The organism is Bradyrhizobium sp. Leo78 (assembly GCF_059512425.1).
The window spans coordinates 63,749-83,101 of record NZ_JCAMOT010000033.1; the positions used below are offsets into that span (position 1 = coordinate 63,749).

The 19,353-nt window shown below is 59.3% G+C and carries 18 protein-coding genes, 2 tRNA genes and 2 pseudogenes; 16 read left to right on the top strand and 6 right to left on the bottom strand.

The window, feature by feature from the left end; all coding sequences use genetic code 11:
• Positions 1 to 629 precede the first annotated feature (629 nt).
• Complete coding sequence (locus AC5ZG1_RS31790; protein WP_130230691.1) at positions 630 to 953, top strand: YnfA family protein; 324 nt, start codon at positions 630 to 632, stop codon at positions 951 to 953.
• Positions 954 to 1,097: 144 nt separating this feature from the next.
• On the opposite strand, the gene AC5ZG1_RS31795 is transcribed toward AC5ZG1_RS31790, so the two are convergent.
• On the bottom strand, positions 1,098 to 1,634 hold the full coding sequence (locus AC5ZG1_RS31795) for a disulfide bond formation protein B (RefSeq protein WP_496135154.1): 537 nt from the start codon (positions 1,632 to 1,634) through the stop codon (positions 1,098 to 1,100).
• 152 nt (positions 1,635 to 1,786) lie between these two features.
• Between AC5ZG1_RS31795 and AC5ZG1_RS31800 the strand changes: the two genes are divergently transcribed.
• The 3 genes from AC5ZG1_RS31800 to AC5ZG1_RS31810 all read left to right on the top strand — a co-directional run bounded on the left by AC5ZG1_RS31800 (position 1,787) and on the right by AC5ZG1_RS31810 (position 3,865).
• Positions 1,787 to 1,871: transfer RNA gene (locus AC5ZG1_RS31800), tRNA-Leu, on the top strand.
• A gap of 211 nt (positions 1,872 to 2,082) precedes the next feature.
• Entirely contained in the window at positions 2,083 to 3,453 is a 1,371-nt protein-coding gene (locus tag AC5ZG1_RS31805) for a tyrosine-type recombinase/integrase (protein ID WP_496135155.1), read from the top strand.
• A gap of 335 nt (positions 3,454 to 3,788) precedes the next feature.
• Positions 3,789 to 3,865, top strand: a tRNA-Arg gene (locus AC5ZG1_RS31810).
• A 392-nt stretch (positions 3,866 to 4,257) separates the two neighbouring features.
• On the opposite strand, the gene AC5ZG1_RS31815 is transcribed toward AC5ZG1_RS31810, so the two are convergent.
• Positions 4,258 to 4,662: a hypothetical protein gene (locus AC5ZG1_RS31815; RefSeq protein WP_496135156.1), complete on the bottom strand. Its 405-nt coding sequence runs from the start codon at positions 4,660 to 4,662 to the stop codon at positions 4,258 to 4,260.
• A 367-nt stretch (positions 4,663 to 5,029) separates the two neighbouring features.
• Between AC5ZG1_RS31815 and AC5ZG1_RS31820 the strand changes: the two genes are divergently transcribed.
• On the top strand, positions 5,030 to 5,293 hold the full coding sequence (locus AC5ZG1_RS31820) for a hypothetical protein (RefSeq protein ID WP_496135157.1): 264 nt from the start codon (positions 5,030 to 5,032) through the stop codon (positions 5,291 to 5,293).
• Between the two features lie 32 nt (positions 5,294 to 5,325).
• On the opposite strand, the gene AC5ZG1_RS31825 is transcribed toward AC5ZG1_RS31820, so the two are convergent.
• A complete protein-coding gene (locus AC5ZG1_RS31825; RefSeq protein ID WP_496135158.1) occupies positions 5,326 to 5,694 on the bottom strand; it encodes a MerR family transcriptional regulator in 369 nt (122 codons plus the stop codon).
• Positions 5,695 to 5,770: 76 nt separating this feature from the next.
• Here AC5ZG1_RS31825 and AC5ZG1_RS31830 point away from each other — a divergent pair, with 76 nt between their 5' ends.
• Positions 5,771 to 6,787, top strand: a complete 1,017-nt coding sequence (locus AC5ZG1_RS31830; protein ID WP_496135159.1) for a zinc-dependent alcohol dehydrogenase family protein — start codon at positions 5,771 to 5,773, stop codon at positions 6,785 to 6,787.
• A 301-nt stretch (positions 6,788 to 7,088) separates the two neighbouring features.
• On the opposite strand, the gene AC5ZG1_RS31835 is transcribed toward AC5ZG1_RS31830, so the two are convergent.
• Positions 7,089 to 8,291, bottom strand: coding sequence for an ABC transporter substrate-binding protein (locus tag AC5ZG1_RS31835; RefSeq protein WP_496135160.1), 1,203 nt, complete (start codon positions 8,289 to 8,291; stop codon positions 7,089 to 7,091).
• Between the two features lie 267 nt (positions 8,292 to 8,558).
• Here AC5ZG1_RS31835 and AC5ZG1_RS31840 point away from each other — a divergent pair, with 267 nt between their 5' ends.
• The 5 genes and pseudogenes from AC5ZG1_RS31840 to AC5ZG1_RS31860 all read left to right on the top strand — a co-directional run bounded on the left by AC5ZG1_RS31840 (position 8,559) and on the right by AC5ZG1_RS31860 (position 12,819).
• Positions 8,559 to 9,719, top strand: coding sequence for an NADH:flavin oxidoreductase (locus AC5ZG1_RS31840; protein ID WP_496135161.1), 1,161 nt, complete (start codon positions 8,559 to 8,561; stop codon positions 9,717 to 9,719).
• A gap of 59 nt (positions 9,720 to 9,778) precedes the next feature.
• Positions 9,779 to 10,540, top strand: coding sequence for an SDR family NAD(P)-dependent oxidoreductase (locus AC5ZG1_RS31845; RefSeq protein ID WP_496135162.1), 762 nt, complete (start codon positions 9,779 to 9,781; stop codon positions 10,538 to 10,540).
• Positions 10,541 to 10,620: 80 nt separating this feature from the next.
• A pseudogene (locus AC5ZG1_RS31850) lies at positions 10,621 to 11,341 on the top strand (nitroreductase).
• A 55-nt stretch (positions 11,342 to 11,396) separates the two neighbouring features.
• Positions 11,397 to 11,951: a DUF2889 domain-containing protein gene (locus AC5ZG1_RS31855; protein ID WP_496135163.1), complete on the top strand. Its 555-nt coding sequence runs from the start codon at positions 11,397 to 11,399 to the stop codon at positions 11,949 to 11,951.
• Between the two features lie 52 nt (positions 11,952 to 12,003).
• Entirely contained in the window at positions 12,004 to 12,819 is an 816-nt protein-coding gene (locus AC5ZG1_RS31860; RefSeq protein ID WP_496135164.1) for an enoyl-CoA hydratase-related protein, read from the top strand.
• Positions 12,820 to 12,851: 32 nt separating this feature from the next.
• Here the strand turns inward: AC5ZG1_RS31860 and AC5ZG1_RS31865 are convergent, their stop codons facing one another.
• Entirely contained in the window at positions 12,852 to 13,508 is a 657-nt protein-coding gene (locus AC5ZG1_RS31865) for a TetR/AcrR family transcriptional regulator (RefSeq protein ID WP_496135165.1), read from the bottom strand.
• A gap of 309 nt (positions 13,509 to 13,817) precedes the next feature.
• On the opposite strand from AC5ZG1_RS31865, the gene AC5ZG1_RS31870 reads away from it, so the two are divergent.
• The 5 genes from AC5ZG1_RS31870 to AC5ZG1_RS31890 all read left to right on the top strand — a co-directional run bounded on the left by AC5ZG1_RS31870 (position 13,818) and on the right by AC5ZG1_RS31890 (position 19,073).
• On the top strand, positions 13,818 to 15,176 hold the full coding sequence (locus AC5ZG1_RS31870; RefSeq protein WP_496135166.1) for an acetyl-CoA carboxylase biotin carboxylase subunit: 1,359 nt from the start codon (positions 13,818 to 13,820) through the stop codon (positions 15,174 to 15,176).
• 102 nt (positions 15,177 to 15,278) lie between these two features.
• The gene (locus AC5ZG1_RS31875; RefSeq protein ID WP_496135167.1) at positions 15,279 to 17,240 is read left to right on the top strand and encodes an AMP-binding protein; all 1,962 of its coding nucleotides are present in this window, start codon (positions 15,279 to 15,281) and stop codon (positions 17,238 to 17,240) included.
• A gap of 91 nt (positions 17,241 to 17,331) precedes the next feature.
• Positions 17,332 to 18,054, top strand: coding sequence for an SDR family NAD(P)-dependent oxidoreductase (locus AC5ZG1_RS31880; protein ID WP_496135168.1), 723 nt, complete (start codon positions 17,332 to 17,334; stop codon positions 18,052 to 18,054).
• A 57-nt stretch (positions 18,055 to 18,111) separates the two neighbouring features.
• Positions 18,112 to 18,888 (top strand): enoyl-CoA hydratase/isomerase family protein, encoded by a 777-nt coding sequence (locus tag AC5ZG1_RS31885; protein WP_496135169.1) that lies wholly within the window; start codon positions 18,112 to 18,114, stop codon positions 18,886 to 18,888.
• A 2-nt stretch (positions 18,889 to 18,890) separates the two neighbouring features.
• The gene (locus tag AC5ZG1_RS31890; RefSeq protein WP_496135170.1) at positions 18,891 to 19,073 is read left to right on the top strand and encodes a CoA transferase; all 183 of its coding nucleotides are present in this window, start codon (positions 18,891 to 18,893) and stop codon (positions 19,071 to 19,073) included.
• On the opposite strand, the pseudogene AC5ZG1_RS31895 reads toward AC5ZG1_RS31890, so the two are convergent.
• A pseudogene (locus tag AC5ZG1_RS31895) lies at positions 19,048 to 19,272 on the bottom strand (VirB8/TrbF family protein); the annotation flags it as partial. The gene AC5ZG1_RS31890 and the pseudogene AC5ZG1_RS31895 overlap by 26 nt on opposite strands.
• Between the last annotated feature and the right edge of the window lie 81 nt (positions 19,273 to 19,353).

Below are 19,353 nucleotides of genomic sequence, written 5' to 3' on the forward strand. Positions count from 1 at the left end.
CTTTCCCTGCGCAGTGGTTTACGGCTTACTTCGTGCTCTTCCCGGTGACCGGGCTTTCTTGCCACCGTCGCCTCTCGCGCGAACTTGTTTCGCGCAAAAAACTTAGCGCCAGCGTCGGGGCGCCAGAACCACACGACTTCGCCGTCCGCGCATAGCTGCGTTCGTCGTTCGCAGCACCCGCGTCCACCGCATCTCACCGCAGCGTCCGTGACGATCGCGAGCCGCCCCTCTCTCGGGTGAGACGCGCGGAGTTAAATCACTGATTTGCCCGACGGCGGAAGCGGAATGTTTTTTGCGCGAGGACTGGACGACCCAAATCACCTTGGAAACACTGGCGAATTTTTCTCCTCTGTCATTCCGGGGCATCGCGCAGCGATGAGCCCGGAATCCATTTCTCCACTCGCGCAAGCGGCCCAATGGATTCCGGGCCTGCGCCTTCGGCGCATCCCGGAATGACGAAGAGGAGTTGGCGGTCACCCTGGCGCTGTGGTGACGGCGACGGTGTTATTGACGATCGCCGTATTATGGCCGCTGCACGAGAAGCCCCTTCTTCGAGCGCCGCGGGTTTGACGGCGACGATTTGACCCGCCGCCTTGAACAGCAGCGGGAGCCGTGAGAGATGATCCGTTATGAGAACTGCCGTCGTCTATGTTGGCGCCGCGATCGCCGAAATCGCCGGTTGCTTTGCGTTCTGGGGCTGGTTGCGTCTTGGCAAGCCTGTCTGGTGGCTGCTTCCGGGCCTGCTCTCGCTCATCGTGTTCGCGTACCTGTTGACGCTCGTTGAGACCGAGGCGGCGGGACGCGCCTACGCCACCTATGGCGGCATCTATATTGTCGCCTCGCTTGGGTGGCTCTGGGCGGTCGAGAGCGCACGTCCCGATCGCTGGGACATTACAGGCGCTTCCATATGTCTGATCGGCGCAGCCGTCATTCTATGGGGACCACGTGGGTAGCGGTAGTCGGCACAATGACGGGACTGTCATTCCGGGGCATCGCAAAGCGATGAGCCCGGAATCCATTTCGCCGCTTGCGCCTGTTGCCCGATGGATTCCGGCCTGCGCCTTCGGCGCATCCCGGAATGACGAACGGGCGATGTCTCAGGCTCTTACCGTCCGCGCAAAACCCCAGGCGGCGATGGCGGCCATCAGAAGCGAGATCAGCACGTTGTAGCCGGCGAGCGAGAGGCCGAGAAAGCGCCACTGCACCTCGTCGCAGCGGATGACCTTCACCGTATCCAGCCGCTGCAGCAGGGTGCCGGCGCTGCCGAGATTGCCGACCGGCCCGGTGCAATCGGTCGGCCCCTGCCAAAAGCCCCATTCGACGCCGGCGTGGTAGGCGCCGAGCCCGGCATTGACGAGTGCGGCGATCACGAGGACCGCGAGCCCTGCAAGCAACAGCGGCCGCGGCGCCCCCTTCGCGGCGGCGAACGCCACCAGCGCTCCGAGCGGGACCGCGAGATAGTAGGCATAACGCTGCTCGAGGCAGAGCGGACAGGGCAGGATCTCCAGTACGAGCTGGAAAAACCAGGCCCCCGCCAGCGTTGCCGCCGCGATGACAGCCACGGCCGCCGACGCCGTCAGCGCCGGATTGGCCGATCTATGTGTGGACAGCGGATTGGCGGTCGCGAGCGTCACGGCTAAAGCTCCTGCAATACCAAGGTGGTATCCCCTGGACCCGGCGCTGTCGAGCCGCGTCCGGATCAAAACCGCGCGGGTTGACCCCACCACCCCGCCCGCTATATTCCGCCCGCTTCGCGACGCCAGCCTTCCGGGCTGATGGGGCGAATGCCCCTGTGGCGGAACTGGTAGACGCGCTCGACTCAAAATCGAGTTCCGCAAGGAGTGCTGGTTCGATTCCGGCCAGGGGCACCAACCAGGCTGTTCAAGCCCGTTCCAAAGCGTCCGGAACCGTTCGCGCAGTGCTCGGAAACCCTTGAAAAATAGGCACTTCCGCGTACATTTTCGTTCGTCACCGTTTGTTCTCCTCCGATCCCAGCCGGCCGATTTGCTGGTATTTTTGCTGGTATCGGGAGAACAAACGTTCACGGCGACTTTCGCTATTCCGAATGAAGGAATTGAGCAGATGGCCGGCAAGAACGATGGCGCGTGCGCGAATCCCAAGCAGATCAGGACCGACGTCGACTGCCGCGCCGCCCGACCGAAATTCGACAATGGCGCGTGGAGTCCCGCCAAGATTTCCGACGTGACCGGCGGCTGGCTCTATCTCTTCGTCACGCCGGACGTGAGCAAGCCCGGGACCGCTGCCTCCAAGCTGTGGCGGATGGATTACCGCTTCCACGGCCACCAGAAAACCTACTCCATAGGTCCTTACGGCAACGGTAGGGATGGCACGTTCTCGCTCGCCGACGCGCGGCGCGAACGTGACAAGGCCAAAGACCTGCTCAAGGAAGGCAAAGACCCGAGCACCGAGAAGCAGCTCGACAAGCATCGGCAGGCAGCGGGCCGGACTTTCGGGCAATGGTGCGACGAGTGGTTGTCGAAGAAGAAGGTGGAGAAAGTCAAACGCGGCAGGATTGTCGCGGTGCGCGACCCAAAGACCATCGAGGTGCTTGAGTTGCGCGTCGGCTACGTCAAGGCACGTTTCGGCAAGCTGTGCAGGCAGGACATCAAGCGTCCCGATGTGCTCGCGTTCATGCGTTCATACGAAACCGAGGGAAAGCTGGAAACACGCGATCGCGTGCGCAGCATCGGTGAGCAAATCTGCGACTATGCCGATGTCGAAGGCGACGGCCACAATCCATTCCGCAATCTGAAGGGGCAGATGATCGCCAACATTTCGACTCCCCGCCCCGGTGTCACGGAACCACGTGACGTGACGCGCGTCTTCAAGCTCATCAGCGCACCGTGGGCGAGAGGGAGGTTTGGTGACGTTGTTGGCCTTGCCTTGCGCTTCGATGCGCTGACCATTCCCCGCCCCGGTATGGTCAATGAAATGGAATGGAGCGAGGTCGATTGGGATGCCGAACGCTGGACTATTCCAGCCGCTAAGATGAAGACAGGCTGGGACCATGTCGTGCCTTTGTCACGGCAGGCACTCGCAATCCTGCGCACCGTTCAGAAGTTGACTGGCCGTCGTCGGCATGTGTTTTCCTGCTCGAAGGACGCACCGCTATCAAACAACACGCTCAATAAGCGCTTGCGGCTGCTTGGCATCGACACCAAGACTGATCATTGTGCGCATGGATTCCGGACGACGTTCTCGACCCTGTCGCACCACGAAGAGATCAAGGACGCCAAGGCATGGGATGGCGATGTCGTCGAGCTGCAGCTCGCGCATCTCGATAACTCGACCGTGGAAGGTCTCTACAAGAAGCACGGACCGCTCGCGCTGATCGGCTCGCGCACGAAGCTGATGCAGCATTGGGCTGATCGGATCGACCACTGGCTCGATCCCAGGAAGGTGATGCCGATCAAGGGAGGCGCGCAAGCTTGAGTCTCCTATCATCAGGCTGACTAATGTTGCCCAATTCAACCCGTGGCAAGCTTATGTGATAGTACGTCGAGTTTGTGCATCTCGTGCCAGAACCGGATCGATTTCGTAGCGCCTTTGCAACGCGTTGCGCTTCCGCCTGAGATAAACGCCGCGCGTACATACGCCGAGACTAAGCGGTCGTTTGCGCGCCTGACCGCTGCCCTCCGAAGGCACGTGTCAAGCCGGTTGGTGTGAAAAGTGAAGAAGAAAGAGTATTGTACTGCAATGGCTTGCGAGGGCTGCGCGTTGGGGTTCACTCATACGCGAAATCCGCGTAAGCACTGCGTAAGCAGTAAGCACCCGTAGCTCAGCTGGATAGAGCGTCGCCCTCCGAAGGCGAAGGCCACACGTTCGAATCGTGTCGGGTGCGCCATTTTTTCTGAGACCTGTCGCGTTTTCTCCATCGCCGCCCTTAGCTCAACGGTCTTCTTTCCCGCGGCGACTAAAGAGTCGATTAGCCGATCGACGTAATCCGCCACCAGCAACTCAGCCGGTGGTTGCGGTCTTGCGAGATCCTCCGGCTTCAGCTGAGTGTAGCGGTGGAGCGTATCCCATGTTTTCTGACCGGTTAGGCGACCGTTTCAATTGGCAAGCAAGCCTCGAACAGCCTACTCGCAGCTTTCCCGTCGAAGGTCGTGGAACCACAGATCCTCGATATTGAGCGTCTCGCAAGCGCGATAGTCTGCGATGTACAGGGCAAGAGTAGCATCTGCCTTTGAAACGACAGTCACGTAACCACGCTGGGCGCAGCCCGACGAGGCGCAATTAGCGTGCGCTCAATTGCGCTATCTTAGCTCCGATCAATTGAATCGAGACTTCTAAGTTCCGCAAAAGGACTTCCAAATCAGACGCCTTGATTTCTTCCATGCGTAGACGATCCGGGAAGAGAAGCTCTTGAATGAGTTGAACCAAGGAAACCTCTCTAAAGCATGCTTCCCTATCGGAGTATTCGAGGGTTGCTGTAATCGCACCATTTGAACTCAGACTCAACGATAGCTCTCTGGGCATCAATTGCTCAGCGAGCGACAACGGGACCGCGATCGCCGACAGAACCGTGTCGGTTCCGGCAATACGGTATCCAAACCTGATCATTTCGTTTGAGCACCCAGCACCTTTCGAGCCCAGGGCCTCGCCGAATGGCTCAAGCACAGCGAATTCCGTGGAAGACATGCGTTGCACCTCCCTGCACGGTGCCACCAAAAGCGGAGATATTGAAACGCGAATGTAGCCGGATATGCGCATGATAGACGAGGCGCCGCGCGCACGTGCCTGTTAGATCTTCCAGGTGCGTTCCCGACGTAAGCTGGCATACCGCGTGCGGATCGGCTTCTTGTGTTGCGGAGGTTGAAGTGGGCGCGAAACTCCGCGGACAACACGCTCGGGCGATAATCCCGTCGTCGCGCTCATGATCAGCATGCAGCCACGTGCGCGTTTTTTCCGGGCAATAGGTGATCATCGCTGCCTGTAGACTCTTGTGGAACTCTTCCTTCGAGCCGAACGCGTTGTAACGACCGGCGCCAACGCACGAGATTCATCGATGAGCTGGCGTTTAGGCTTGGTCCGAGAGCAAATGGCGAGCGATGCAGACGGCAGCATGCGGCGACCCTTCTCGGCCATCGACGATTCAGATGTCGGCGGGCTCATAGCCAACGATGTGCCGATTTATCGGCCAGCCAACATGCCCTTTAGTATGTGGAAGGAATCGGGGATCAGACGCGAAGGGATGACCTTTGCCAGTGATGAGATCACGGATATCCAACATTTGTTGATCAACTACGCGTGGCCTGACGGCCCAATTTAGCAGATCCGGCCCCTCTTTCAGCTAGGACCGCTTCAGGACGCACCGTTCGACGGCGGTCGACTATGACCGATAGCTCGTTTCAGGATCCTCTGGCTTACTTGTAGTTTTCTGACCTGCTCGCCGATTCGTTTCAACTCCTGTTCCAGGATTGAACGCGTTCTCGCGCAGACGACCCCGGCCGGATCTGCCTTGACGACGCAAGGCAAGATTTTGCGAATTGTCTTTGCTGTCAGTCCCGCTGCAATAAGCCAGCGGATGTGGTTGACGGCTGCGATCGCTTCGTCCCCGTAAATGCGGTATCCATTCGCCGCACGTCGCGACCGCAGAAGTCCTGCCGTTTCGTAGTGGCGAATGGAGCGCGCACTTGAATTTGTCGCCTTCGCCAAGCTGCCAATGTTCATGACAAAGAGTCTGCTTGACCTTGACACTGGCGTCAAGGCGTACGGTGCGGCGTCACCACACTTACGGGGAATCGCTATGCGGCAGATCATCTTGAAAGATGGATTTGGAATCGAGAATTTGAAAGAGCAGTTAGTTCAACGACCGACAGTCGGACCCGACGAGGTCCTTGTTCGCCTCCAGGCCGCATCGCTCAATTATGTCGATCTCGCTATCGTGGAAGGCTTCCTTGGTTCGGGTCTTCCCCTGCCGCTCATTCCGGTAGCGGATGGAGCCGGTGTCGTCGAAGAGGTCGGAAGCGAGGTGCGGAACGTCAACACGGGCGACCTCGTCTGCACGCTTTATATTCCATCCTGGCGGGCGGGACGCTACCTTCGTCAGCATACTGGCCTTGAAATTCGTCCCGGCGCAGGGAATGTCGCCGGACAGCTCAGCGAATACAAGGCCTTCAAGGCGCATGAGATCGTGCAGGCGCCGAAGCATCTTTCAGCGACGGAAGCCGCCACCCTTCCGATAGCAGCGGTGACCGCGTGGAATGCGCTCGCCTATAGCAAACTCCTGCCTGGCGACACTGTCCTCATTCATGGTACAGGCGGGGTCTCTATCTTCGCATTACAGTTCGCCACGCTTTTTGGCGCCAAGGCGATCATCACTTCGAGCAGCGACACCAAGCTTGCGAAGGCCGCGGCACTCGGGGCCGATGCGACGATCAATTATGCGAAGACCGCTGACCTGGTGGACGACGTTTTGAGGCTTACGGGTGGCGAAGGCGTGGCTTTGGTTGTGGAGACCGTCGGCGGGCGTAACATCACCAACAGCCTTCGTGCTCTCATGCCGCAGGGCCACATTTCGGTCGTCGGCTTTCTCGACGGGATCGAGGCCAGCCTAAATCTGGTTGATCTCAACCTGAAGCGGGCGACGCTCTCAGGCATAAGCGTGGGCAGCGCCGAAGATTTTCGCGCCATGGCCTCCGCAATTACGGCGCACAGGCTCAAGCCGGTCATCGATGCGGTATACCCGCTTGAGCGAACAGCCGATGCGTTTCGCCACTTAAAGACGGCAAAGCATTTTGGCAAAGTGGTCATCACCCTCTGATCCTCAGGAGAACAGCGTCAAACGGCATCTGCAAGACGAGTATGCCGCCCGCCTAAATCCGGCGGCGCCGGCGAAGATCTCGCGAAGCGAGGCCCAAAGATAGAGTTGGCGACAAAAAAGGCCGGTACTCGTTAGAGCACCGGCTAGTTGCACGCCGGATCAGGCAATCTGACGCCGTGCCGTGCCTCCTGCAGGGAGGTTGCTGGAGCGCGTGGTCCGCTTGAAGTGTTGTCGGCTGATAAAACCAGTGCTGGCAACGCAAGCAGAGAAAATCGATCGTTCGTTTGACGCTGACGACTCGTTAGTCCTGTTTCAGGAAGTTGCACTCGGGCAGCATCGGCCGGTAAACGTCGTCGAGCGGGATGGCAGCAATTTCCTTGTAGTAATCCCAGGGCGCTTTGGATTCGGCAGGCGTTTTTACCTCGTACAGATAAAGATCATGAATGCCGCGGCCGTCGGCGCGTACGGAACCTTTACCGAAGAGCGGATCGTCGGTGGGCATCCTCTTCATCTGGGCTACGGCGCTAGGGCCGTCGTCGCTCTTGATGGCGGCGATGGCTTTCAAATAGTGGGTAACCAAGCCGTAGACGCCGGCATGGTTCATGGTTGGGTAGGCGCCGTTGACTCGTTCGGCATAGCGCTTCGACCATGCCCGGGTCTCGGTCGACCGATCCCAGTAGAAGGGAGAGGTGAGCAGAATTCCCTGCGCTACGGACAGCCCGATCGCGTGGACATCCGTTTCGTACAGGAGCATTGCGGCAACTCTCTGCTTGAGACCAAATTCTGATGCCTGCCGTATCGAATTGGTTGTATCGGGACCCGCATTGGCAAGTGCAACCACGTCCGCATTCGAGGCCTGTGCCTGAAGCAGGAAGGACGAGAGGTCAGCCGATGCAAAGGCAGGGTGGCGGACGGAGCCGATTACGTGTCCGCCCTGCTGCTTTACGAGCGCGGTAGCCTCCTCCTGCATCTGGTGACCAAATGCGTAATCGGCGGTGACAAAGAACCAGTTCTTGAGGCCTTGTCCGACGACGGCGCGCGCGGTCGCGTGGGCGAGCATATAACTGTCGAACGTCCACTGTACGGTGGTGGGCGAGCATGCCTTCCCGGTAAAGTCGGCCGATCCGGCGCTGCTTAGAAGCAATGCCTTCTTTTTCCCGTTGACCACGTGGCTGACAGCCAATGCCACGGAAGAATTGGGGAGGTCGACGACCGCATCGATCCCGTCGGTATCGATCCATTTCCTCGCAAGCGACGCCCCGATGTCGGGCTTGTTCTGATGGTCGGCAACGTAAAGCTCGATTGGCGCGTCGGCAACCCGGCCACCGAAATCCTCAATCGCCATCTTGGCCGCTTCGACAGAACCTCGGCCGTTGTTGTCGGACGTTAGTCCGGACTGGTCGTTCATGACCAGGATCTTGACCTTTCCGTCAGAAATCTGCGCCATGGCAGGGGCCACCAAAAGCGTACAGCTCAACGGTAACGTCAGAAGCCATTTCAACATGCACATCTCTAGTTGCCCTCTCTCGTCATTGCGACGTTAAAGGCTCGCGCACACACCGCGCCTTTCGCCGGAGCGGGCGAGGTGTGCGCTTGAGCGTCTCCCCTGTTTCGAGCGAGCGACGCTTGGATGGGCGCTCGTCTCGGCAAGGCTCAAGCCAGCGATGTGGTCGAGAACCTTGCTTGTATTAAAAACAGGTGTTAGTTTACGTCGATTATCAATCCTGTCAAGGATCCGATTTTTGCGAAAGCAACACAGGAAATCACGTCGATGTCTGCGCTCACTCAATCTTCAGGCGCCCAGCGGCGCCCGGCTGAGTCGTCCCTCTTTGCGAACGCGCAAATTGGCAGGCTCAGCCTTTCAAGCCGCCTTGTCATGGCTCCGATGACCAGGAGATTCGCGCCGAACGGCGTACTCGGTCAGCCGAATGCCCAGTATTATGCGGCGCGCGCTGCGCACGGAATTGGCTTGATCATCAGCGAAGGAACCTGGATTCCGGATCCTTCGGCGAGCAATCGATCTGATGTGCCGCGGTTCTACGGCGACGACGCATTGGCGGGATGGAAACTTGTGCTGGATCACGTCCATGCATCCGGCGGTAAGATGTTTCCTCAGCTTTGGCACGTCGGAGCGGCCCGAAAGGCAAATGACAGGTGCTTTAATCCGGATGCTCCCGCCGTCGGGCCTTCAGGCCTTAGCTATAGCGAAGTTCACGGCACGTATGTGCAAAGCGCCGAACCGATGGATCTCAGGCGCATCGAGGCCGTGATCGAGGCCTATGCCCAAGGCGCGCGCGATGCGATGAAGATGGGCTTTGATGGCGTGGAGCTGCATGGCGCTCACGGTTATCTGATCGATCAGTTCCTTTGGGAAACGACCAATCGCCGCACCGACGCCTACGGTGGCTCGGCTGCCAACCGGACGCGATTTGCCGCCGAGGTCGTTGAAGCTTGCCGGCGACAGACAGGTCCCGACTTCCCGATCAGCTTTCGGTTTTCCCAGTGGAAGGTCGATGATTACGAGGCCAAGCTGTGCAAGAACGCGGATGAGCTGGCGGCTATTCTCGAGCCCCTTGTTGCGGCAGGAGTGGACATCTTTCACTGCTCCACGCGCAGATATTGGGAGCCAGCCTTCGAGGGCAGTGATCTCACGCTTGCGCAATGGACCAAGAAGATCAGCGGCAAGGCCACGATCGCGGTCGGATCTGTTGGGCTCGATCAGGCGTTTCAGGTGCCGAACCGGGAGGCCCTTGCCGAGAAGGCAGCGCCAGCGTCGTTGGACCGTCTACTAGAATTAATCGAGGGCGGCAGTTTCGATCTCGTAGCCGTCGGCCGCGCGGTTTTGGCTGACCCTGCTTGGGCCGAAAAGATCATGCGCGGGGCTTACAGCGAGCTGCGTCCGTATACGGCTGGATCGCGGGCCGTGCTTTGAATGCTACGGGATGTCGTTGACATTTGGCTGCGTCGCCGCGGCAAGCGCGAGGAAAATGTATGGATAAATTATTCTCATTGCGTGGACAATTGGCGCTGGTGACTGGCGCTGGCCGCGGAAACGGCCAAGCGATTGCCATGGGCCTCGCCTCCGTTGGATCTCGCGTTCTCGTCGCTGACCTTGACCCCGCGACCGCGCTCGCGACCGCGGGGCTGATATCGCGGGCGGGGGGATGGGCGCGAGCGCTGACGATCGACGTATCCGACCGGGGGGCCTGTGCTGAGCTCGCGACGACTGTCAGAGCCGCTGAAGGGGATGTCTCGATCCTGGTGAACAACGCAGGCATTCTCGAACGGATGTCGTTCGACAACGAGGAGAGTAGTCGCGCGTGGGATCGTACCTTCTCCGTAAACGTTGATGGGGCTTACAACATGATCAGCGCATTTCTCCCGTCTCTTAGGCGAACGCGCGGATCAATCGTCAACCTTGGCTCGATTCAGTCGTTTGTGGCGAACCGGAGCTCCTCGGCCTACGCTGCCTCCAAGGGAGCGGTATTGTTGCTCACCAAGGCTCTAGCCGTAGAGCTTGCGCCGGCAGGGATACGCGTCAATGCTATTGCCCCCGGCTTCATGGAAACGGCGATGACCGAGGCGACGCGCTCCGATCCAGAACGGATGGAAGCGCTGCTTGCGCACACACCTATGGGCCGCTCGGGCAAGCCGGCAGAGCTGGTCGGTGCGGCCGTCTTTCTCGCATCACCTTCAGCCAGTTATGTAACAGGCGTCATGCTGCCGGTCGACGGCGGTTACTTGGCCATGTGATGGCAGAGCTCCAAATCACCTTGCGTGCTTGAGGTATCCTTGTTATAAACGGTCACCTGTTTGTTTACTGAGGGCAATGCATGACTGTTTCGGTCGCTATAGAGGCTCCTTCATCGGTCGATGTTCGGCACGCCTACGAGGCCTTTGCAGCCATCGTCACGGGCCGTCGCACGTGTCGGCAGTTTCGGCCGGACCCTGTACCGGCGGCCATCGTCGACCAGATCCTTCGAATTTCGCAGGCGACGCCATCCTGGTGCAACTCCCAGCCGTGGAAGCTTGTTGTCACCTCGGGAAGTGCGACGGACCGGTTTCGCGACGCATACTACGCGGTCGCTGCAGAGGCGCCACCGTTACCTGACTTTCAGTTTCCGGCCGAGTACGTCGGGGTATACCAGGAGCGGCGCCGGGAATGCGGCTGGCAGCTCTACGAAAGTGTTGGCATCTCGCGGGCCGATCGCGACCGCGCGCGCATCCAGGACGATGGAAAATTACCGATTCTTCCGAGCACCGCATGTTGCAATCGTTACGACCGATCGTTCGCTCGGCACTTACGGTGCGGTCGATTGCGGAATTTATGCTGGTCACTTCATGCTCGCTGCGCAGAGCTTGGGCATCGCGACAGCGCCTCAGGCGGCGTTGGCAACGCATCCGGATTTCGTGCGCAGCCATTTTGGCCTATCCGGTGACCGGCTGATCGTCTGCGGCATCGCGTTTGGTTACGCGGATACGGACCATCCGGTGAATAGCTTCCGAACCCGTCGCGCGTCGCTCGATGCCGTCGTGACGCATGTCCGCGAGTGACGGGAAGGGAAGTTTCCGTCGCTTCTCTAAATTGAGGCCGAGCAGGGTAACGACGATGGCCGACATTTCAATTGAACGCCAGCATGCACATTGCCGAACCACGGTTTTCAACGGCTACCTCCGCTCCGATGGGTTGTGGGAGATCGTCGGAGAACTGGTGGATACCAAACCTTACGTCTACCCGGATCGCGAGCGTGGCGATCTGGCGCCTGGCCAGCCTATCCATAAGATCTCTATTCGCCTGACGTGCGACGATGAAATGGTCGTCCATGGCGTTACGTGCGAAATGACCAGTATTCCGTTCTCGATCTGCGTGCATGGCGCGGACCGTCTCGATAGCCTCATTGGCGCAAAGCTCGGAGCTGGATGGCGTCGCGCCATTCACGACCGTATGGGAGGGGTTGGAGGCTGCTCGCATTTGCGCGAGTTGTTGCTCAATGCCGCGACCGCAGCCTATCAGACCATTTCCCCGTATCGGGAAACTCAAGGCGCGCGGCCACCCGCTGGTGCCAGCGGTGACGTGCCCTTTTTCCTCAACGGCTGCTATTCTTGGGCGTTTGACAGCCCGATCGTGGCCCGGTTCTTCAAGCAATTCCATGTCCCAAAATAGCCGAGCGCGAATGCGGCTTTCGGCGGTGTAACCTTGCGGGTGGGTGATTCACGTGAGCTACAATACAATCAAAGTATCGGTTGACGATCGTGGTGTTGCCACGTTGGCGCTCGCGCGGCCCAACGTTCACAATGCAATGAACGGGGCGATGTATGACGAAGCGCGCGGCGCCATCTCCGATTTCGAGCGCTCCCCCTCGGTACGCGTGGTTGTGCTGACCGGTGAAGGCGCGAGTTTCTGTTCTGGGGGGGACCTCAAATATCAGCAGGAACAGGCGGCCCGCCCACAGGGCGAGCGGCTGAAGGAAGCAAGCAAACTCGCCTTGTGGCTCCGGGAAATCGATACGCTGTCGAAGCCGGTGATCGGCCGAATCAATGGACCTGCGTATGCGGGCGGCCTTGGGCTCGTGTCGGTATGCGACATGGCTATCGGGGTCGAAACGGCGAAGTTCTCGATCACCGAAGCGAGGCTTGGCCTCCTTCCGGGGATGATCTCGCCGTACGTGGTAAGAAAAATCGGCACACCGGCAGCTCGAAAGTACTTTCTCACGGCGCGAACGTTTATGGCAGACGAAGCCGCGAAGATAGGGCTTCTCGACCGGGTGGTTTCCCTAAACGATCTCGATAGGGCCGTCGAAGCCGAAATTGATCTTATTCTGGAATGTGCACCTGGCGCATTGTCGGCCGCCAAGCGCCTGATCGACTTTGTTGGCGCGCACGGTTTCGAGGACAACTTCGTCTATACCGTCGACCGGGTCGCGGAAATGTGGGGTTGGGCGGAGGCTGCCGAAGGGTTGGCAAGCTTCGTCGAAAAACGGAAGCCCGCGTGGTCGCGGTCTGCCGAAAAGACCAGACGAACCGGAAACTAACCCGCGGGGGCGCGGGCGGCGGAACGAGCCAGCTAGACCGCCCTTTTTTTCCGACCGTCCTTAGCCTCACAGGTGGCTCCAAGAGATTGGAAGACGAGTTCGGTATGCAGCCGTTTGAGCTTTTGCTGGGAGAGCCTGCCGTCCGGACGGTACCACGCGCAGATTCCGGTCAACATCGACAGAACGGCGAAAGTCGTGACGCGAAGGTCGGGGATCTCAAACACCCCCTCACGGCTTCCATCCTTAAGGATTTGCGTCAGGAAATTTGAATAGCGGTCCCGAAGGTCGGTGATGATCTTGTAGTGGCGGGGCGACAGGTTTCGAAGTTCCATGTTGCCGATGAAAACTTCCTTTTGCGACGTGGTGTGAAATTCGAGGTGCAAGTCGATAAACTCCTCCAAGCGTTGCTTGGGGTCTGTGAGCCCGGTGGAACGGCGCTCGAATTCGCCGATCATTCCTTCAAGATTGCCGCGAATGAGGTCAAAAAGGAACTCTTCCTTTGACGTGATGTAATTGTACAGCGAGCCCGCTTGGATGCCGACTTCCTTGGCGAGGTCTCTTAGGCTGGTCGCCGTGAACCCATTTTTTGCGATCGCATCAATGGCAGCGCTTCGGAGGAGGCGTTGCGTAGCGTCGCCATTTGATCCAACAGTCCGCATCTTCTCGAAAATCCTTTGCTTTGCCGGCATCAGGCACCAGCCCTCGGTGGTGAGTATAGTCATCTCGCCAGGGGAAAACAAACAACTGTGGGTTTTTTACACCACTCGTCGCCCAGCAGCGCAAGGCGGGGTCTGCCGCGGTGACTGGCCGATGCTTTTACTCCCGCTCCAGACATCTCAGAGCGCAGAAAAGCTTCGCATAGCAAGATCGACGCGGTTCAAGAGCTAATCCAAAAGCGAGATTCCTCTCCCGAGCGCGCAAGAAAAGCCAATGTCACCCTTGACATCCACGAATCGCATTTTTAAAAACGGGCACCTGTTTGTTTTATGGAGAGTTGCGTGAATCGTCTGCTGGTCGCGAATCGGGGCGAGATCGCTTGTCGAGTATTGCGAGCGGCACGTTCGCTTGGGATGTCGACGGTCGCGGTGTTCTCGGAGGCCGACGCCAGCGCGCCGCATGTAGCTCTTGCCGACTTTTCAATTTCAATCGGGGCACCGAAGGCCTCGGAGAGCTACCTCGATGGGAGCAAGATCATCGCAGCTGCCCGATCGGGCGGCGCGAGGTACGTTCACCCCGGCTATGGCTTTCTCTCCGAAAATGCGGCCTTCGCGGAGCAATGTGCTGCCGCTGGGCTCGTCTTTATCGGACCCAGACCGGATCAAATCCGGGCCATGGGGGACAAGCAGCAGGCGCGGGCGACCGCCGCGGCAGCCGGGGTGCCTATTTTGCCGGGCACGGAACGCTTGGGAACTGCAAACACGGAAATCCTCGCGGCGGCCAAGGATGTTGGATATCCGCTTCTGGTGAAAGCCGCTGCTGGAGGCGGCGGAATCGGGATGCGGCAGGTTGACGAAGAAGGGCAGCTCTTGGCTGCGGTCAGTTCGACCCGCGCCCTGGCGGGGCGCGCCTTTGGAAGTGATGCCGTGTATCTCGAGCGCCGGATCCCGCGTGCGCGGCACGTCGAGGTCCAGGTATTCGGCTTTGGAGATGGCCGGGCCGTGCATCTCTTCGAGCGCGATTGCTCGCTCCAGCGGCGGCACCAAAAGATCATAGAAGAAGCGCCGGCGCCGAACATTCCCGCGGAGATTCGCGCTGAAATGGCAAGCGCAGCCGTTTCATTGGCCGAAGCGCTCCATTACGCGGGCGCGGGAACGATCGAATATCTGTACGACGAGGAAGCTAAGCGGTTCTTCTTCCTTGAGATGAATACCCGCATTCAAGTCGAGCACCCGGTTACCGAGGAAGTGACGGGTGTCGATCTTGTACGGGCCCAAATTCAACTGGCGCGCGGTGACGAGCCCGAGGGCCTCGCCGAGCAAGCCGCCATTCGTCTGTCCGGGCATGCCGTGGAGGCTCGCGTTTATGCCGAGCGACCAGCGAAGAACTTCGTCCCCTCTCCCGGCGTGATCGAGCAGCTGCAAGTTCCGAGCGCGGAAGGGATCCGGATCGAGTCCGGCTATGCTGCAGGGCAGCGCGTCACCCCGTTCTACGATCCGATGCTGATGAAGGTTATCGCGCATGGCCGAGACCGTCAGGAGGCTCTGGCTCGACTGGATACAGCGCTCGGCAGGATCGAACTGATAGGGATTGAAACCAACATTTCATTTCTTCGAGCGCTGTTGCGACGCGCGGAGACGAGGGATGGCCGCGTATACACGCGGTTCGTGGAAGACAACCTCGCGGAGCTCGTCGCATGAACAAATGCGCAGCCCCCATCTTCCCCTGGCCGGATCGCTATCACAGCATATCGCGCCCGCGCCGAGCGGTCTTTAGGCCACGAAAGAAAAGCAGGACCAGCCATGTCGGATCTCCCTAAGTCCATCATCCTTCATGAAGAAGGTCCGCGGGAAGGATTCCAGATCGAACGCCGTTCGATCACGGTTGCGGAGAAGGTCGCATTCATCGAAGCACTGTCCGATACGGGGGTCCGGCAAATCGACTGTGTCTCCTTCGTCAATCCAAAGCGCGTGCCGACCATGGCGGATGCCGAAGAGGTGTCCGCATCGATCCGAAAGCGGGCAGGAGTGCGCTACACGGGCCTCTGGCTCAATGCTCAAGGCCTGGATCGCGCAGTCCGCACGCAACTGGATGTCGTCGGTGCGATCCGCGTGACAGCCTCCGAGACGTTCTCGGTAAAGAATACCGGAATGGACGCGGCCGCAACCCTTGAAGAGCAGCGCCGATGGATCAATGCATATAAGGCTCGCAACATCGCGACCGAATGGGGTTACGTGATGACAGCCTTCGGCTGTAACTACGAGGGTTTCATCAGCGCCGAGAAGGTAATCCGGTCGGTCCGCAGCATCATGGAGCTAGCTGAAATTAACGACATTCAGCTCCGCGGAATCTACCTGGCCGATACTGTAGGATGGGCAACACCGGCGGCAATCGAGCGCATGATCGGCATCGTGCGCGAAACATGGCCCGACATGAGCCTTGAGTGGGTTTGCCTCTTTATCGCGATCGCAAAGCTCGGGGCTGCGACAGTTCCCTTGAACTATCGGCTTACCTCGGCCGAAATCGGAGACAACCTCGACGATTCAGACAGCAAACTGCTCTTCGCGAGTGCGGAATACTACACCCAGGCGAAGGACGATATTCGTATCCCGAAAATCGTTCTCGTTGACGAAGCGGGTGATCGGTCGCTTGGAGCATTTGTTCAAGGCTACGATTCCAAGCGCCCCGCGACTTTAGTCAGCCGATCCGACGTTCAACTCGTCATGTACACCGGCGGAACGACGGGAAAGCCGAAGGGTGTTCTCCTCACGCACGAGAATGTCTTTTGGAACTCGATCCACGAGATCATCGACACTCGGATGCATGAGGACGACAACACCATCCTCGCGACGCCCTTGCATCACGCAGCCGCACTGAATTGCTGGCTGTTGCCACATCTTTATGTGGGAGCGACGGCCACTCTGCTCCACAACTATTCGCCGGAACGCATGCTCAAGGCGATCGCGGAGCACCGCGTGACGAACGGGTTCACGCCGCCGTCGATGGCACGAGACCTGTTTACATGCGGGCTGGCACGTGAGCTCGATCTCAGCAGTTTCTCGCGCTGGTATGTCGGAGGTGCCGGCCTTTCTCGGAAAGACAGGGACGCCATGCACGCGCTGATCCCGGGCGTCTCCATCTACTATCAGTACGGGCTCTCCGAGGCCGGCGTGATCGTTACTGTCCTGAAGGAAAAGGACTATGAGCGCGCTCCAAATTCGATCGGGAGGGCATTCCTCAATTTCGAAACGAAGATCCTCCGTCACGACCTCTCGGATGCCGAATACGGCGAAGTCGGCGAGATCGCAGTCCGAGGACCGTCTGTGATGAAGGGCTACTACAACAAGCCCGAAGCGACCGCCGCCATTTTCCATCAGGGCTGGTTGCGAACCGGCGATATGGGGGCGATCGATCAGGATGGGTTCATTACCTTCCATGATCGCCTGAAGGACATGGTCAAGACCGGCGGCCTGAACGTTTACTGCCAGGAAGTCGAGCAAGCCCTTCTATCGCATCCCGCCGTACGTGAAGCCGCGATTGTTGGCTTGCCGAGCGATCGCTGGGGAGAAGAGGTAACGGGTGTAATCGTTCTGCACGACGGGCAGTCCGCTACGGCCGACGAAATCATTGCTTTCGGGAAAGATCGCCTTGCGCACTACAAGGTCCCAAAGCGAATCCTATTTTTCGACTACCCTGAGCTTCCGATCAACTTCAGCGGAAAGATCATGAAGCGTGAGCTGAAACAGCGCCTCCTCGAGCACTGACGCCTGAAACGAGTGTTGACGGCTTTTCGTCGGTAACGGGAGACAGGAGTGGCAGTTGGTCGGAAGGGTTCTTGAAGGGCGGCTCGCAGTTGTGACCGGAGCGGGTCGAGGCAATGGAAGGGCCATCGCGCTAGGCCTAGCGCGTGCCGGGGCTCGGGTCGTCAGTACCGATCTGGACCCAGAAACAGCGGCCGCGACCGCGCGGGAAATCTCTGCAGATGGCGCCGCTTCGTGGTCATTTCCTCTGGACGTCAGCTGCTTCGACGCCTGCAGGAGTGTCGCCGCCAAAGTTCAGGCGGAGTGCGGCCAGCCATCCATCCTCGTCAACAACGCCGGCATCCTGCTTCCAGGCGCCATAGACGACGACGATGCGGATGTCGTCTGGCGCCGCACCATGGCGGTCAACGTTGATGGTCCCTTCAATCTCGTCCGCGCATTCTATCCGGCCTTGAGGGAAACGCGGGGAGCGGTCATCAACGTTGCATCGATCCTCTCCTTCGTGGCGGGAGCAGGAACCCTCGCTTACACGACGTCGAAAGGCGCGCTCGCACAGTTCACAAAGGCTGCATCGGTTGATTTCGCTCGGGAGGGGATCCGTGTCAACGCGATTGCTCCTGGCGTCATCGAGACAGCGATGACTCAGGACCTTCTCGAACAGCCTGCGCTGCTCAAGAGCCGATTGGCACATGTTCCCCAACGGCGAGTCGGCAAGCCTGACGAACTAGTCGGCGCCGTCGTCTTTCTCGCCTCCGAAGCGGCTAGTTACATCACGGGAGCAATCTTGCCCGTCGACGGCGGCTTTCTCGCGGTTTGAGCCAATTTCGATGCCACACGCCATTCGCCGGTAAGGATCGGCAAGGAAGAAGACAGAATGAGCATCCTTCTCGCCATCGCGGACGGTATCGCGACCGTTACGATTGACCGCCCAGAAGTTCGCAATGCGATCAATCTCGAGACGCACACAAGGCTGGCCGATATCTGGGCCGAACTGGATGACGATTGCGATGTACGCGTAATCGTCCTGACCGGCGCCGGGACGAAGTCGTTTTGCGCGGGTGCGGATATTGCCAGTTTCCTGCCCTACCTTTCCGAGCGTGCGGCTCGGGAGCAAGATCCAGGTCACTTCTGTGGCTTGACGCGGGAGCCGCCCACGATGAAGCCTATCATCGCTGCGATCAATGGCACAGCGCTCGGCGGTGGTTTGGAGTTAGCATTGGCTTGCGACCTGAGGATCGCGGCTGACACCGCGGTGTTCGGCGTGCCGGAAGTGAAGATCGGCGCCCTGGCCGGCGCCGGCGGCGTTGTTCGGTTGTCACGCTTCGTTCCGCCCGCGATCGCCATGGACATGATCCTGACCGGTAACACTATCGACGCAAGGCGTGCGTACGAGGTCGGTCTTGTGAGCCAACTCGTTCCTGCTGCCGAGCTCACCACACGCGTGACGGAAGTGGCCGCGCGCATCGCCGCGAACGGTCCGCTTGCAGTTAGGCTTTCGAAGAACGCCGCGCGCCACGGGGGCGATACCGGTCTTGCCCCCGCACTCGAATTGGAGCGCGCGGCGTTCCGGCGCGTCCTTCTTACGGAGGATCTCAAGGAGGGCATTGCAGCCTTCTCCGAGAAGCGGCCTCCCCTGTTTCAAGGTCGATGACGATGGGCCCTCATTCGACTGGACTGGCGCAGCCGCTGCAGGGTCTTCGCGTGCTGGATTTCAGCGCACAACTGCCTGGCCCGCTCGCAACATTGATCCTGGCAGAGGCAGGCGCGGAGGTGATCAAGGTCGAGCCAACCGGGACAGGGGACATTCTTCGTATTTTTCCGACGACGCGCGAATGACGCTCGATACGTCGACGGAGATTTGGAGCTTCCCAAGCTTTGCGAACGGGTCGTTGTTGCGCGCGTAGTCATTGAGCGCAGCGGCGCCGCGATCGGTCGTAAAATCATAGGCGCGGAGCCAGTTTTGGCGCAGAATGATGCCGTCGGCAGGTAAGCCTCTAACATGCGCCCGTAGTGAACGGAAGGTCGTTTGAACATCGATAGTTGCCCCTGAGATCGAGTGGTCGGTTTCGAGTGGAGCGGTGTCCGCGTTTGAGACGCCTGCGCAGTGGGTGGCGAA